Source organism: Blautia sp. Marseille-P3087 (assembly GCF_900120195.1).
In the GTDB taxonomy this organism is placed as follows: Bacteria; Bacillota; Clostridia; order Lachnospirales; family Lachnospiraceae; genus Blautia_A.
In genome coordinates this window covers 2,681,583-2,695,317 of sequence record NZ_LT635539.1, presented here as the reverse complement: position 1 = coordinate 2,695,317, position 13,735 = coordinate 2,681,583, and the positions used below count along the sequence as shown (strand labels likewise).

The following is a 13,735-nucleotide window of genomic DNA, read 5'->3' as shown; positions in this document are numbered from 1 at the left end:
TTATTTGATTTGCGTTGTCTTTCCATCCACATACAGACCTGTCATTTCCGTCTCCGTATAGAAGCTTCCATCAAAACTTACTTCCGTTACCGTTTCCTGGAAAGAATCCGTACTGCGGATAACATCCCCCTCATACACCAATCCCTGGAAATCAATATAGGAAGTATCTTCTGAATCATAAAATTCATCTGATGCCTCTTTTTCTGGATTTCTCTCATAAAACTTTTTTTTATAGCCGGTATTTTCATCATCTTCAATTACCGAAATATCATAAATATCCTGTTCTTCTAACCACTCTCCCAGATCAACTGCAGTGAATGACCCATCATCTTTTATTTCCGTAACGATCTTTTTGCAGTTTAATTGATCATAGTCAATAAAAATATCATTTTTGCATACACGGTAAGTACCATTCTCGATGCTCTTAGCTTCTGCCGGAACTGCTAAAAAGCAGCTCATCAATAATGCCGAAAAAACCATCATTGTTCCTTTTTTCATCGTTTTGTTTCTCCTTGTCTTGTATTTCGAAAGAAAATTTTCCTGCTCATACTATATATCGTAAAAAATCCCGGCTCTGCTTTACTCTCTTCTTTATTAATTATTTGATGGTATCTCAGAAAGCACTTCCGTAACCTTCTCAATCACTTCCACAATCCTCTGCATATCCATATTCTCTTTTACATCAGAACTGTCATTCACGTTCAATCCATCCTGCCAGTCCTGGACAATGGAAACTGCCGGGATATCCACCAAAGCAAATGGATAATGGTCACTGTTAGTTACCATTGTCAGGTAGAATCTGTCACTGGATGTAAATAAATCTGACATGCTGTTTTTATTTAACTCGGCCAGTTTTTTCAGTCCCTCATCGTCATACTCTATATCATCTGGTCGTTTGTTTCCTTCGATCATCGCCATATAACCCAGATCACTTTTTTCTGCGATGGTATCAATATTTATTACTCCGATGATCTGCTTCCGCTCGTCCTCAGACAGATTGCCAACATACCATCTTGAACCCAGCATATATTTTTCTTCGCCCGAAAACAGGATGAATTTTACATTATACGGCATCTCTGTATCTTTTAAAATTCTTGCCAGTTCAAGTACTGCTGCCACTCCGGAACCGTTATCATTGGCTCCTACCGAATCTTCTGCACTGTCATAATGGGCACTTATGATCAGATTTTTCGTCATATCAGTGGATGACTTTTTTGTCACAATAATATTTTCACCAGTGCCGTCAATAGTTGCATTTTCGGCCGTTGGTGCCAGAAATACATCTGCCTGTGAGGAACGCCGTATTGCATTTTCATTATTTTCATCATTATATTCAAACTTCTGACATTCTATCTCATCATATCCCAAATCACCCCAATATTGGATGATGTATTCCTTTACATTCTGGATCGCATCAGAATTTATTGGATGCGGTTCAGACGTAATCTCATCAATGATCTGCTCAATGTTCTGTTCCGAAGGCTGCATTTCCACGTCAGACTGTGTAACACTTTCTGCCATTGCCTGGATTGGTGTTGCTACGGATATAGCCATAATTAAGGCAAATATGATCATCTTTTTCATCTGTTCACTCCTTCCCTGATTAATCGTTTACCTCTCTATTTTCTCATTGGCATATTTCAGTAATTCATTGTCCAAACTGTCAACTTCCAGATAAAAAATATCCTCTTTAAGCAGCGTTGCAGTTTCATAAATGCAGGCAGTTTCCATATCCACACAGTTCAATTTAATTTTTTTATTGTCATATGTCTCTACATAACCGGTAAGCAATTCGTCCGGTTTGGAACTGCAGAAAACAGTAATTATCTTCTTATTCTCCATCGCATATGCCAATAGCCCAGACAATGCAGGATGCTTCTTAAATGGGTTAGTTAAAGGTGCATCCTCCTGTTCTCTCCAGTATGCTAAATATAACTGCATTTTTCTTAAATACTGTGTGTTTGATTTTATTTCGCTGATATGACTGCTTTTTATAAAATGTAACCCATCGTTCTTTCCCTGCGCATCATAAGATCTGAAAAGAATACTATCCCTGTTTTGGGACAGAATTTTACCGACACAGAAAGTTTCTTCACTGCCACTATAAATTTCTAACAATTCATCCTTGATTTTGTATGTATCAAAATTCATGCTGTCACCTCTTGTTGAAAGTTCTTATTTCTTTTTATTCTTCTTAGCATATACCAGCAGCAGTATAAAGAAGCAAAGGTTCAACAGCCCTCCAATTATTTCAAAGATACTTCCTGCAACCGGATGATAATATCCCAGGACTACTCCACTGAATATTAACAATTCCCCTGCCACGATTAATGCAATCAATTTTTTCTTCATTTCTCAGTTCCTCCTTACTTTCATCTGATATTGATCCGTATCTTCTCTCCAACAGCTTTCCATTCAGAATCATCTGCTGCATCGTAGACTTTGCTTTCTTCTTCGGCATAGGTGTCGTCATCTAAATCATACCTTTTAATAACATTGTTTTCTATTATAGCATCGGATTTCAGATAAAGCTGTAATTCCAGATATTCACTGTCGGGATCAGGAATCTCCGGCCGCTCATCATCTCCGGCGCTTCCACACGTTCTCCAGAAATCTGTCTTAAATTTCCAGACACGACTGATGGCTTCTGTTTCTGCATCATCCTTTAATTCATACCGTACTTTGTTTCCTTTACTGTCCGTTCCACACAGCTCAACGTCATACTTCTGGAAGAGTTTTTCCGGCACATCTGCTGAGATACTGCTCTGTAACTTGTTCAGGAAAATATCTTTCAGTGTAACCGTGCCTTCTTCTGTCTCGACAGAAATATTTTCCAGTTCTTTATTCATTGTCTGCTTCAGGACTTTCTCCCGTGAAATGTTGAAATCAAACGTAAATTCTGCCTCTGATTTTTCCCAGTCATCATAATTAAATGCATTAAGTACAAGATGCACTTCCGGATTTTCTCCGAGATCTGTCGGTGCATGAAAGCGGTACTCCTGTACACGATCATATTCCTTTTCATCTCTGTCGGCGTCTTCATCTAATAAATCATCTACAGAATAAGGCGAATACTCCCCACTTGTGTACTCATCCAGCTTCTGTCCATTTATTGTTGTTTTGTTCATATCAAGCGTAATTCCCGTGTTCTTAAAGGATGAAATGTCCTCCGATTTCCCCTGCTCATTCCCTTCGGTATTATCAATTTCTGCATGCACCCTGAACAGCAAAACTCCCTCATCCAGAACAACTTCTTTTAAGTTTGCAGTGATCCCATGATCCGTCTGGGACATGTTTAAAACCTCCGTATACGACTCAATTTCTTTCTGAAATCCCAGTGTTTCTCCTATAGATAAAGCAAGATTTTTGATTGCGGCCTGCACTTTCGGGTTCGATAAAACAGTCGAAATCAAAGCCAGGATCACACAGGCGGCTGCCAGTTTACTCCAGAATGATGGTGTCCAGACTCTTTTTTTACCTTTCCATTCTCCCTCTGCTTCGCTGATATATTTTGGATCAATATTGCCAAATTCTTTTGAAAAATCGAATTTTTTCATAAGTGTTTCCCTTCCTTTTTCAAGACCTTCAACAGCTTCTTCCTGCTCCGGTACAGATTCATTTTTACACTTCCGACGGACATCGCATGCCTTTTGGCAATCGCCGCAACCGAATCAAAAAACCAGTATCTTCTCACAAAAATATCTCTGTCCTCTGCATCCATTTTTCCAAGAAAATCATTGATGATCTCCAGCAGTTCTTTCTCCGCCAGCTGATCTTCAATGGTATAAGTAACACTCAGCTGATCCATTTCACCTAATACATCTGCCATATGCACATCTGGGCGCCTGTTGGCATATTTTTTACGCAGGCAATCAATGCTTAAGTTTCTCGTGATCCTGCCGCAAAAATGTGATAATACGGAAGGCTTCTTCGGCGGAATCAGCGACCAGACCGAAAACCAGGTATCATTCAGGCATTCTTCCGAATCTTCTTTATTTGTAAGCAGATTCCAGGCAATCTTATAGCAGTAAGGATGATACTTGTCGCTCAATGCTTCAATCGCATGCTCATCCCTTATCTCAAACAAAGATATGATCTCATTGTCTTTCATTTACAGGTTGTCCTCCTCATTTTTCTACTCATACTATATATCGTAAAAAATCCTGAATGGTAACAAAAAAATTCAAATTTCTTTATAAAATGATCAAAGCGGACAAGTCCGCTTCAAACTCCCTGAATCCCTCAATCTTTGAGGGACTTGCTACGCTTTGCGCGCCAGATGCAGTCTGCTTCAGCAGACATATTCCTCATGCATCTGGTCGCATCCTCGCGGAGCGTTTTTGTGTAATAGGAACATTACGGAGTAATTTCCTATTACGCAAAAAAGTCCACTACTCACACAAGCAATGGACTTATATTAATGATTAGTCAATCATATATTATTGTGATATTCTGTTTAAATTTCATCTGACAATATCGATCTGGCACATTTTCATAGCGTTCAATGCATTTTCATGACTTTCCGGTGTCACTCCTGCACAACATGCCGCGTCTACTATGATCGGAACTTCCGGAAGAGCTGCTTTTACCAGAAGCGCATTGGAAATCACGCAGATATCCGTGCAAAGGCCAACAAATGTAATGCTTCCTATTTCATCATCAATGTTCATTGCCACCAGCTCAGCAGCCAGATCTGTAGAACCAAAAGTTTCTTTGTCAATCGGTTCTGTTTTTCTGAGGCTATCCAGTTCATTTCTGATCTGCCAGCCTTCTGTGTTCCGGATACAGTGTGGTACCGGCAGTTTCTTCCCCTCCTGCGTGTCCAGATACCATGTTTCATGGGTATCCCGTGTAAAAAGAACCGTTCCTTTAAAATTTCTGATTTTCTCTTCTACTTTTGGAACGATTGTGACAGCTTCTTTTGTCCCAAGAGTGCCATCAATGAAATCATTCTGCATATCTACCACAACTAAAATATCCTGCATAAATTTCTCTCCCTCTATTATCCGTAATAACTTTTTATTTTTCTATGAAATGTATTCTTTCAGGCTCAAAACGATTCTGCTGAGGTCTTGTTTCTGCCGGATATCCCAGTGCAAACATAGAAAATACTTTCACATTTTCCGGAAGTTCCAGAAGGCTGTGTATTTCTTCCATTCGATCCTCCATCGGTGCGATACCAAACCATACACCGCCAAGACCCTGCGCATCTGTTTCCAGCCAGATATTCTCCTGCGCAATTGCCATATCAATCTGCGCAAAAGATGGCGCAACAAGACCTTCTGTATGATACACCGGAACGATGACTACCGGTGCCCCTGCCGCACAGCCGGTATATGGTGTTACTTTGGATAATTTCTGGATTTTTTCTTTATCTGTCACCACGTAAAATTCCCATGGTTGCTGATTACATGCACTTGGTGCCTGCATTCCCGCCTTCAGAATCTCCATGATTTTTTCCTTTTCTACTGGTCTATCTTCATATTTTCTTACACTGATTCTGTGAAAAATACTGTTCATATTACATGCTCCCTTGCTTATTATTTAATATAGTTCTATTATAACATGTATATTTTATAAAGCTAACAAATATCTTCACTTCATCCGCAATTAATTCTCACAATAGCAGTTTTTTCTATCGTATTTTCCTGATTTTTTTGGTAAAATCATTTTAATTATAGAGACCATTATATATTCATTTTATTGGCTTAAATTGGTGTTGCTCATATACAAACCATCCAATTTTATTACCTTCAATGACCTGCAAGATACTTGCTCTATCACTGGCCAACCATTTTATCTAAATCATGTTGGTTTCCAGCAGACTGACTCTTTCCCAGGTCATCTAGCACCACAATTTTGGTTGGTCTCCAAACAGCTTATCCTTTCCATAGTCATTCGGCACCTATATTTTCGTTGACCTCCAGACAACTTACTCCTCTCGCAGTCATCTTCTACACAACACCACAACAACATTAGGGTATATATACAATCCACTGACTCCTGATGAAAGTCTGAGTATCATGGAAAAGGCATTTTTCCAACTGATTTTATCCAAAATTCCCTTGTCACAGGAAGTCACAGGTTCGAACTCAAATTGACAAGTACAAAAAAGGCCGGAAACCATTGTTTTTTCAAGGTTTCCAGCCTTTCGTCAAAGCGTGCGTTAGAGGCTGCTGCGTGCCAGTGGCACGCAGCAGCGACCGAAATGAAATACAGATCGACCCCGTTCGAGTCCGACCCGGACTCGAATAAAAAATGGGACAAGACTTTATGTCCTGTCCCATTTTTTATATGACGTGCGTTAGAGGATTCGAACCCCCGACCTTTTGGTCCGTAGCCAAACGCTCTATCCAGCTGAGCTAAACGCACATTTTATTGATTTGCAAGTACTTGTCGCTCACAACAAAATGTATTCTACTGTAAATAGAGCAATTTGTCAACACCTTTTTTAAATTTTTTTATTTTTTATTTTAAACAGTTTTATATATTCTATTCTGCTACTTTCCTTTTAATAAATTTGCTTCCTTCCTCAGGGAATGATACAATACAATCACAAGGACATCAATTGTATTTTTTTGCATAAATGTAAACACTATTTTTATACAAATTTTAAGGAGAACGAACATGTCTTTTATCAGTGTATTCGATGTCATGGGGCCAAATATGATCGGTCCGTCCAGCTCCCACACAGCCGGCGCCGCCCGCATTGGTTTTCTTGCGCAGAAAATGATCAACGGGCCTCTGAAAAAAATAGAATTTACTCTTTACGGCTCATTTGCCCGCACCTACAAAGGCCACGGAACGGATCGAGCTCTGCTCGGCGGTATCATGGGATTTGCCACAGACGATATGCGCATCCGAAATTCTTTCGAAATTGCAGACCATAATGGACTTGCCTTTTCATTCACAACAAATGAAATCGAGACGGATGTACACCCAAATACAGTTGATATTCATATGATCAACGAAAAAAATCAGGAAATGACTGTCCGCGGTGAATCACTCGGCGGTGGCAAAGTACGCATCGTAAAGATTAATTCCGTACAGGTTGATTTCACGGGCGAATACAGTGCTGTAATCGTAACTCATCAGGACAAACCCGGAGTTGTGGCATACATCACCAAATGCCTCAGCGACCGCAACGTCAATATCGCCTTTATGCGTCTTTTCCGCGAGTCCAAAGGTGAAATTGCTTATACGATCGTAGAATCAGACGGACATCTTCCGGAGGATATCGACGATACGATTCGTTTGAACCAGAATATCCACGAAGTTATGATCGTGCAGATGTAAGGAGGGAAAATCATGAAAGAATTTAAAAATGCTGTAGAACTTCTGACATTATGTACAGAAAAAAATCTTCCGATTTCTGAAATTATGCGTCAGCGTGAGATCATCCTCGGAGAAACGACTGCCGAAGATGTAGATGCACGTATGGCACGTGTATTGGAAATTATGAAAGACGCTGCTTTTTCTCCAGTCAAAAAACCAGTCAAATCTATGGGCGGCCTGATTGGCGGTGAGGCAAAAAAACTTTCCTTACATCAAACTTCCGGCAAAAGTATCTGCGGTAATCTTCTGGATGACGCGATCACTTATGCCATGGCAACACTTGAGACAAATGCTTCCATGGGGCTGATCGTTGCCTCTCCGACTGCCGGTTCCGCCGGAATCGTACCCGGACTTCTTCTGGCTGTCCAGAAACATTATCATTTTTCTGATGAACAGATTCAGCAGGCGCTTTTTAATGCCGGTGCGATCGGTTATCTTGCAATGAGAAATGCCACAGTCGCAGGCGCTGTCGGCGGCTGTCAGGCAGAGACCGGAATTGCAGCTGCCATGGCTGCTTCTGCTGCTACGGAATTGCTGGGCGGCACCTCAAAACAGTGTACCTACGCGGCTTCTACTGTTCTCATGAATATGCTCGGACTGGTCTGTGACCCGGTAGGTGGTCTTGTCGAATATCCATGCCAGAACCGCAATGCCGCCGGTGTTGCAAATGCCCTCGTTGCCGCAGAAATGGCGCTTGCCGGAATCACACAGCTGATTCCACTCGATGAAATGATCAACGTCATGTACACCGTCGGCAAAAAACTTCCGGCTGAACTGCGAGAAACTGCACTCGGCGGCTGTGCGACCGCACCGTCCGCATGTAAATCATGTCATATGTGTAGTTAAACAAATACAGGGAAAAAACCGTAAAAAACAAATAACGAATCTGTCTCTTAATCCAGATTCGTTATTGTTCTTCACTTACATTTTCCTATATTTTATAAAATCAATTCACTTAATTTCTCCTTAACGCTTCGATTGGGCTCAGACGCGCCGCTTTTTTCGCCGGATAAATACCAAAAAACACACCGACTGCACAGGAGAACAATGTTGCTACAAAAATCACAGTCGGACTGATTCCCGGGATGATCGTCATTCCGATACTTCCGCTTATGACAGAACAGATTCCATATGCTGCCAGTATTCCCAATATAATTCCAATCAGACCGCCGATTACCGTCAGTATCGCAGCTTCTGCAAGAAACTGAAGCATAATTGAGGAAGTCTTTGCGCCAAGGGATTTACGGATGCCGATCTCTCTTGTCCTTTCGGTAACTGAAACAAGCATAATATTCATAACACCAATACCGCCAACCAGAAGCGAAATTCCTGCAACAAACGAAATAAAAGCAGTCACCATACCAAGCATTTCATTCATTGACTGCATCACATCCTGAAAACTCTGCACCTGAAAATACTCTTCACCTGCACATTGATGACGTTTTTCAAGTACGTGTACTACCTGATCTGCAATAATCTGAGAATCCAGCGTTTTATCTCCCTGTATCATCAGTGAATAAAACTCATCCGTCGCGCCGACCAGATCTTCCATAGACGAATATGGGATATTGACAGTAACAGGCATCCCATCATATGTATAGCTGACAAACGTTCCATTTTCCTTTTGTGTTGTCACACCCATGATGCGAAAAGATTTTGATGAATCATAGCAGGTGATATCGAGATTCATTCCCACAACGTCATCTGTCCCAAACAGACGCTTTGCATCAGCATCCGAAATCACACATACATTTTTACCTTCCTCTATCTCATTTTCGCCAAAATAGTTTCCATATTTCATCTCGGAATTATTGAGCAGCTTTGCATCCGGACCTTCTGCCGTCAGCATGATGGAAAAATTTCCTTTTCCTGTCACAGTTTCTCCATCATAACTCTCCGACACATTGACTCCCTCTATGGTATCGATCTCCCGGACGGCCTGCACATCCTCTGCCGTGATAAACTCCGATTCTGTTATTGCATCATTACTGACACTGACTGCAATCTGCCCGCCACCGATACCGTCAATTTCACTGTTCATCTGATTTTTGGTTCCTTCGCCGATAGAAACGATTGCAATAACCGACGCAATACCGATAATAATACCCAGCATCGTCAGAAAGGAACGTCCTTTATTGGCACGGATATTCTGAACAGCCATTTTTATATATTCAAATAAACCGCCCATCAGGCACCTTCCTCTGCATCTGTCAGATTACTCTGGCTTCCATTATCAGCAGATTCAGACAAAGTCGCTTCTGCCTGCATTCCTTCTTCAAGTGAGCCGAGGTCTCGAATAACCTCATCTCCCTCTTTGATCCCTTCTGTCACTTCTACATAATCGTCTGAGCTGATTCCTGTTGTAATATCCCTTCTGGTGATAACACCGTTTTCAATAACATAACAGAAGGAACCGTCTTTTCCGATATTTACTACCTCTGACGGAAGCACCACAACATCATCGGCCTCTTCTGCATGAATTGTTACTTTTGCATCAACACCGAGGAAAATATCGTCATCCGGATTTTTGATACGCACATCTGCCGAAATCAGCGATGCACCTTTTTCATTCTGTGTTGCCACATGGCTGATACTTGTTACTTCGCCTTCATACGTCTTGCCGGCCAGAGTAATATCTGCACTCTGCCCTTCTTTCAGCTTGTCATAATCATATTTAGAAACATTGACATTAACATTTATCTTATCTGTATTCTGAAGGGTAAAAAGTTCTGTCCCGAGAGCAGTCGTTGCACCTTCTACTACTGAAACTTTTGTGATGACTCCGTTAAAATCCGCTTTAATACCCTTTTTCGCCGCCTCGACAAGTTCCTGTGCAGACATCTGATCCAGTTCAGAAAGGTTATTTGTAATCTCCATCTTTTCTTTTTCTTCTGCAGTGACTGCTGATGGATCAGACTCCGCAACTGCCTGCTGTGAAGACAGTCTGGACTGCAGTTCAGCAAGTGTGTTGCTTGCCTTTTCAAGTTCAGCTTCCAGAGCAGAAGTATCTGCCGTCACAGTCGTGTCTGAACCGTTATTCGTAACAGTCTCCGCAGAATCTGAAAAAATACTGTCTGCCGTGTTTCCGTCTGAAATGATTTCACTGTTTACATCATTCATCGCAGGCGCTGCCGGTTTCTGTGTCTTGTAATCTTCATAGGCACTTTTGGCATTCTGATATGCAATCTGCGCATCGTTTCTGGCACTCTCCGCCACGTCTAAAGCCGCGGCATTCTCATCACTCTGCTCACTGCTCCATGTCTGGAATGCCATCTGATAATCTGTTTCTGTCTGATTGTATGTAGTCTGTGCCTGATTCATTTCATCAGCAAGCGTATTCAGCTGCGTCTGATATGCCGGCAGTGTCTCATTCTGATATTTCTTCTGCGCTGCCGCATATGCCTTCTGAACAGCCTCTGCCCGAGCCGCCTGAGCCGCGGTCGCATCCGCCTGTTTTCTTGCCTCTTCCTGCGCTGCTGCCACCTGTGCATTCGTATTTGCCTGAGAAATCCTTGCTTTTATATTTGCTATGTAATCCTCCTGCGCAGCTACCTGCTGTTTCAAAGATGCAGCATTGCCCTGCGCATTCTGCTGCTTCTGTACAGCTTCAGCTGATTTATTCAGCGTATTCTGCATATCCAGCTTTCCACTTTTTACATTCAGCTCTGCTTTCTTTTCTTCGCGCTCAAGATCCTTCTGGTCAAATTCAATCAGCTTTGTCCCTGCTTTTACCGTTTCGCCTTCTTTGACATCAGCTACATCAACCTTCGCATTGACAGGTGAAAAATAAGTCTTCTGTTCTTCACTTACAACCGTTCCACTGGTTTCCACTGTTTGCTGTACATTATCACGTACAGCTTTTACTACTTCAATCTGTGGCACTGCATTTTCTGCTGCATTTCTGCTTCCGTAAATATTGGCACCTGCCACAGCAGCAACCGCCAGTATACCGACTCCGATCACAAGCTTCTTTTTTGATTTTTTCTTTTTCCCACTTACCTTCATTCAGCTGCCTCCTGATCAAAATCCGGGTTGATCATATCTGATTCTATTTTGCCATCCATTATCCGCACCACGCGTCTTGCCTGTGCAGCAATTCCGTTGTCATGCGTAATCAATATGACCGTTCTTCCAGTTTTGTGCATTTTTTTGAGAATTCCGAGTATTTCCCTGCTTGAGGCAGAGTCCAGATTTCCGGTCGGTTCATCCGCGAGAATAACCGGCGGCTGTGCAGCAATCGCCCTTGCGATCGCCACACGCTGCTGCTGTCCTCCTGACATCTCACTCGGTTTATGGTCCATACGTTTCTCAAGTCCGACCATTTTCAGAGAATCGATTGCCAGATGATGTCTTGTCTTACGGTCAATGCCACGGTAGATCAGCGGCAGTTCTACATTTTCAATCGCATTCAGATTCGCGATCAGATTGAATCCCTGAAAGATAAATCCGATCTCACGGTTTCGAACCTCAGACAATTCATTGTCCGACATTTCGGACACATCCGTTCCATTCAGATAATATTTACCGGATGTCGGCACGTCCAGACAGCCGAGCATATTCATAAATGTCGACTTGCCTGATCCGGACTGTCCGATAATTGCCACCAGTTCTCCCTTCTTGATTTCGAGGCTGACATGATCCAGTGCCCGCACTTCGTTTTCGCCGGGATTGTAAATCTTGCACAAATCCTCTACTTTGATTAACGTATCATCCATTTTTGTTCTCCTCTGCTGTCAGCTTTTATGCATTTTCAAGAAATGCCTTATATGCTTTTTCTACCTCATAAATATCAGCCTTGCTTGTCACTTCCCACGGTGCATGCATGCTCAGAACAGCCACCCCACTGTCAATGACATTCATACCGTAAAGTGCAGCGATATAGGCGATCGTTCCACCGCCACCGACATCAACTTTACCAAGTTCTGCTGTCTGGAATGCAACATTGCTGTCATCAAAAACCTTGCGTACCTTTGCCACGTATTCTGCATTTGCATCATTGGAACCGGATTTTCCTCTTGCTCCTGTAAATTTGTTAAGAACGATACCACGGCCAAGATATGCTGCATTTTTCTTTTCGAAGCACTCACCATAAGCCGGGTCATAGCCTGCGCTTACGTCAGAAGAAAGCATAAAGGAATTGCCGAGTGTTCTGCGAAGTGCAAGATCTGAATAACACCCCATTCCGCCAAGGAGCTCTGCGACTGTATTCTCAAAGAATCTGGACTGCATGCCAGTTGCTCCGACGCTGCCAATCTCTTCTTTGTCTGTCAGCAGACAGCAGCTTGTACGTTTCGGTGTTTCCATTTCCATCATTGCTGCAAAGGAGGTGTATGCGCATACGCGATCATCCTGTCCGTATGCTGCAACCATGCTCCTGTCAAGTCCACAGTCACGGGCTTTTCCTGCCGGAACGATCTCAAGCTCTGCGGAAAGGAAATCTTCTTCCTCTACATCATATTTTTCTTTCAGGATGCGAAGAACATTGTTTTTGACTGCTTCTTTTTTCTTCTCATCACTTTCCTCATTAAGTGGTCTGCTGCCAATCAGAATGTCAAGGTTCTCGCCCTCAATTACTTCTGCTGCTTTTTTCTGAAGCTGTTTTCCTGCAAGATGGATCAGAAGATCGGTGATATATACAACCGGATCATCCTCAGCTTCACCAACTGTCACGTTTACAACTGTACCGTCTTTTTTGACGATCACACCATGAATTGCAAGCGGCAGTGCTACCCAGTGATATTTCTTTACACCGCCATAATAATGTGTATCGAGATATGTCAGATCTGTATCTTCATATAAAGGATTCTGCTTCACATCAAGACGCGGAGAATCGATGTGTGCGCCCAGAATATTCATACCTTTTTCCATCGGATCTTCTCCGATATGGAACAGTGCCATGATCTTTTTCATGCCGACTGCATAAATTTTATCTCCTGTCTGGATCTTCTCACCGGAAGCAAGTTTTTTATCCAGTGATACATAACCGGCAGCCTCCGCTTCTCTGGACAGTTCGCTCACGCATTCACGTTCTGTTTTTCCATTATCGAGAAATGTGCGATAATCCTTTGCCAGCTTCTCCAGGGCTTTTTCATCTGCTTCATTGTAAGAAAGCCATGCATTTCTTCTTTCCATAATATACAAAACCACCTTTCGTTTGATTCTCAAAATTCTTCCAACATTATACCCCAATATTTTACGTATTTCTACATGCTTTCAGATTCTTAATAAAGACATAAGAAATTCAACAGCCTTTATTATAATTTATGTTTCTTATTATGCCCCAAACTGCTTGCCTTTTTTCGTATTTGAGAATTATAATAATTTAAGTTATTTTGTAACTGTTCAGCAGGTAGAAGGTACTGAACAATTACGTTATTTTTATAGTTACAGTCAAACTTTA

General features: G+C 42.0%; 14 protein-coding genes and 1 tRNA gene. 2 read left to right on the top strand and 13 right to left on the bottom strand.

Translation table 11 applies throughout. The features are described 5' to 3' along the window. The 9 genes from BQ7344_RS12855 to BQ7344_RS12820 all read right to left on the bottom strand — a co-directional run bounded on the left by BQ7344_RS12855 (position 1) and on the right by BQ7344_RS12820 (position 6,372). On the bottom strand, positions 1-498 hold the full coding sequence (locus BQ7344_RS12855) for a hypothetical protein (protein ID WP_072522859.1): 498 nt from the start codon (positions 496-498) through the stop codon (positions 1-3). A gap of 96 nt (positions 499-594) precedes the next feature. Next, positions 595-1,554 (bottom strand): M28 family metallopeptidase, encoded by a 960-nt coding sequence (locus tag BQ7344_RS12850; protein WP_235816116.1) that lies wholly within the window; start codon positions 1,552-1,554, stop codon positions 595-597. A gap of 57 nt (positions 1,555-1,611) precedes the next feature. Continuing rightward, positions 1,612-2,151, bottom strand: a complete 540-nt coding sequence (locus BQ7344_RS12845; RefSeq protein ID WP_072522857.1) for a hypothetical protein — start codon at positions 2,149-2,151, stop codon at positions 1,612-1,614. Positions 2,152-2,175: 24 nt separating this feature from the next. Then, on the bottom strand, positions 2,176-2,352 hold the full coding sequence (locus BQ7344_RS16225; RefSeq protein WP_154780451.1) for a hypothetical protein: 177 nt from the start codon (positions 2,350-2,352) through the stop codon (positions 2,176-2,178). Positions 2,353-2,372: 20 nt separating this feature from the next. Beyond that, positions 2,373-3,557, bottom strand: coding sequence for a DUF4179 domain-containing protein (locus BQ7344_RS12840; RefSeq protein WP_072522856.1), 1,185 nt, complete (start codon positions 3,555-3,557; stop codon positions 2,373-2,375). Beyond that, positions 3,554-4,111 carry an RNA polymerase sigma factor gene (locus BQ7344_RS12835; protein WP_015543161.1) on the bottom strand — a complete coding sequence of 186 codons (558 nt, stop codon included), beginning with the start codon at positions 4,109-4,111 and terminating at the stop codon, positions 3,554-3,556. Before BQ7344_RS12835 ends, BQ7344_RS12840 begins: the two co-directional genes overlap by 4 nt. A 352-nt stretch (positions 4,112-4,463) precedes the next feature. Next, positions 4,464-4,985 carry a cysteine hydrolase family protein gene (locus BQ7344_RS12830; protein ID WP_072522855.1) on the bottom strand — a complete coding sequence of 174 codons (522 nt, stop codon included), beginning with the start codon at positions 4,983-4,985 and terminating at the stop codon, positions 4,464-4,466. 34 nt (positions 4,986-5,019) lie between these two features. Continuing rightward, on the bottom strand, positions 5,020-5,520 hold the full coding sequence (locus BQ7344_RS12825; RefSeq protein WP_072522854.1) for a nitroreductase family protein: 501 nt from the start codon (positions 5,518-5,520) through the stop codon (positions 5,020-5,022). A gap of 778 nt (positions 5,521-6,298) precedes the next feature. Beyond that, positions 6,299-6,372: transfer RNA gene (locus tag BQ7344_RS12820), tRNA-Arg, on the bottom strand. A gap of 255 nt (positions 6,373-6,627) precedes the next feature. Here BQ7344_RS12820 and sdaAB point away from each other — a divergent pair. Then, entirely contained in the window at positions 6,628-7,296 is a 669-nt protein-coding gene (sdaAB, locus tag BQ7344_RS12815; RefSeq protein ID WP_072522853.1) for an L-serine ammonia-lyase, iron-sulfur-dependent subunit beta, read from the top strand. 12 nt (positions 7,297-7,308) lie between these two features. Next, positions 7,309-8,181 carry an L-serine ammonia-lyase, iron-sulfur-dependent, subunit alpha gene (gene sdaAA / locus BQ7344_RS12810; RefSeq protein WP_015543158.1) on the top strand — a complete coding sequence of 291 codons (873 nt, stop codon included), beginning with the start codon at positions 7,309-7,311 and terminating at the stop codon, positions 8,179-8,181. Between the two features lie 109 nt (positions 8,182-8,290). Here sdaAA and BQ7344_RS12805 read toward each other — a convergent pair whose 3' ends face one another. The 4 genes from BQ7344_RS12805 to BQ7344_RS12790 are packed head-to-tail and all read right to left on the bottom strand — an operon-like array spanning position 8,291 to position 13,467. Continuing rightward, complete coding sequence (locus BQ7344_RS12805; RefSeq protein ID WP_072522852.1) at positions 8,291-9,523, bottom strand: ABC transporter permease; 1,233 nt, start codon at positions 9,521-9,523, stop codon at positions 8,291-8,293. After that, the gene (locus BQ7344_RS12800) at positions 9,523-11,340 is read right to left on the bottom strand and encodes an efflux RND transporter periplasmic adaptor subunit (RefSeq protein ID WP_072522851.1); all 1,818 of its coding nucleotides are present in this window, start codon (positions 11,338-11,340) and stop codon (positions 9,523-9,525) included. The genes BQ7344_RS12805 and BQ7344_RS12800 overlap by 1 nt, the downstream gene beginning before the upstream one ends. Beyond that, entirely contained in the window at positions 11,337-12,050 is a 714-nt protein-coding gene (locus tag BQ7344_RS12795) for an ABC transporter ATP-binding protein (RefSeq protein ID WP_072522850.1), read from the bottom strand. Before BQ7344_RS12795 ends, BQ7344_RS12800 begins: the two co-directional genes overlap by 4 nt. Before the next feature lie 25 nt (positions 12,051-12,075). Further along, positions 12,076-13,467, bottom strand: a complete 1,392-nt coding sequence (locus tag BQ7344_RS12790; protein ID WP_072522849.1) for an aminopeptidase — start codon at positions 13,465-13,467, stop codon at positions 12,076-12,078. Between the last annotated feature and the right edge of the window lie 268 nt (positions 13,468-13,735).

Coding starts and splice junctions, on each gene's coding strand:
- BQ7344_RS12855 (WP_072522859.1), bottom strand. CDS start 498: ATGAAAAAAGGAACAATGATGGTTTTTTCGGCATTATTGATGAGCTGC.
- BQ7344_RS12825 (WP_072522854.1), bottom strand. CDS start 5,520: ATGAACAGTATTTTTCACAGAATCAGTGTAAGAAAATATGAAGATAGA.
- BQ7344_RS12835 (WP_015543161.1), bottom strand. CDS start 4,111: ATGAAAGACAATGAGATCATATCTTTGTTTGAGATAAGGGATGAGCAT.
- BQ7344_RS12805 (WP_072522852.1), bottom strand. CDS start 9,523: ATGGGCGGTTTATTTGAATATATAAAAATGGCTGTTCAGAATATCCGT.
- BQ7344_RS12850 (WP_235816116.1), bottom strand. CDS start 1,554: ATGGCTATATCCGTAGCAACACCAATCCAGGCAATGGCAGAAAGTGTT.
- BQ7344_RS12790 (WP_072522849.1), bottom strand. CDS start 13,467: ATGGAAAGAAGAAATGCATGGCTTTCTTACAATGAAGCAGATGAAAAA.
- sdaAB (WP_072522853.1), top strand. CDS start 6,628: ATGTCTTTTATCAGTGTATTCGATGTCATGGGGCCAAATATGATCGGT.
- sdaAA (WP_015543158.1), top strand. CDS start 7,309: ATGAAAGAATTTAAAAATGCTGTAGAACTTCTGACATTATGTACAGAA.
- BQ7344_RS12800 (WP_072522851.1), bottom strand. CDS start 11,340: ATGAAGGTAAGTGGGAAAAAGAAAAAATCAAAAAAGAAGCTTGTGATC.
- BQ7344_RS12830 (WP_072522855.1), bottom strand. CDS start 4,985: ATGCAGGATATTTTAGTTGTGGTAGATATGCAGAATGATTTCATTGAT.
- BQ7344_RS12840 (WP_072522856.1), bottom strand. CDS start 3,557: ATGAAAAAATTCGATTTTTCAAAAGAATTTGGCAATATTGATCCAAAA.
- BQ7344_RS12845 (WP_072522857.1), bottom strand. CDS start 2,151: ATGAATTTTGATACATACAAAATCAAGGATGAATTGTTAGAAATTTAT.
- BQ7344_RS12795 (WP_072522850.1), bottom strand. CDS start 12,050: ATGGATGATACGTTAATCAAAGTAGAGGATTTGTGCAAGATTTACAAT.
- BQ7344_RS16225 (WP_154780451.1), bottom strand. CDS start 2,352: ATGAAGAAAAAATTGATTGCATTAATCGTGGCAGGGGAATTGTTAATA.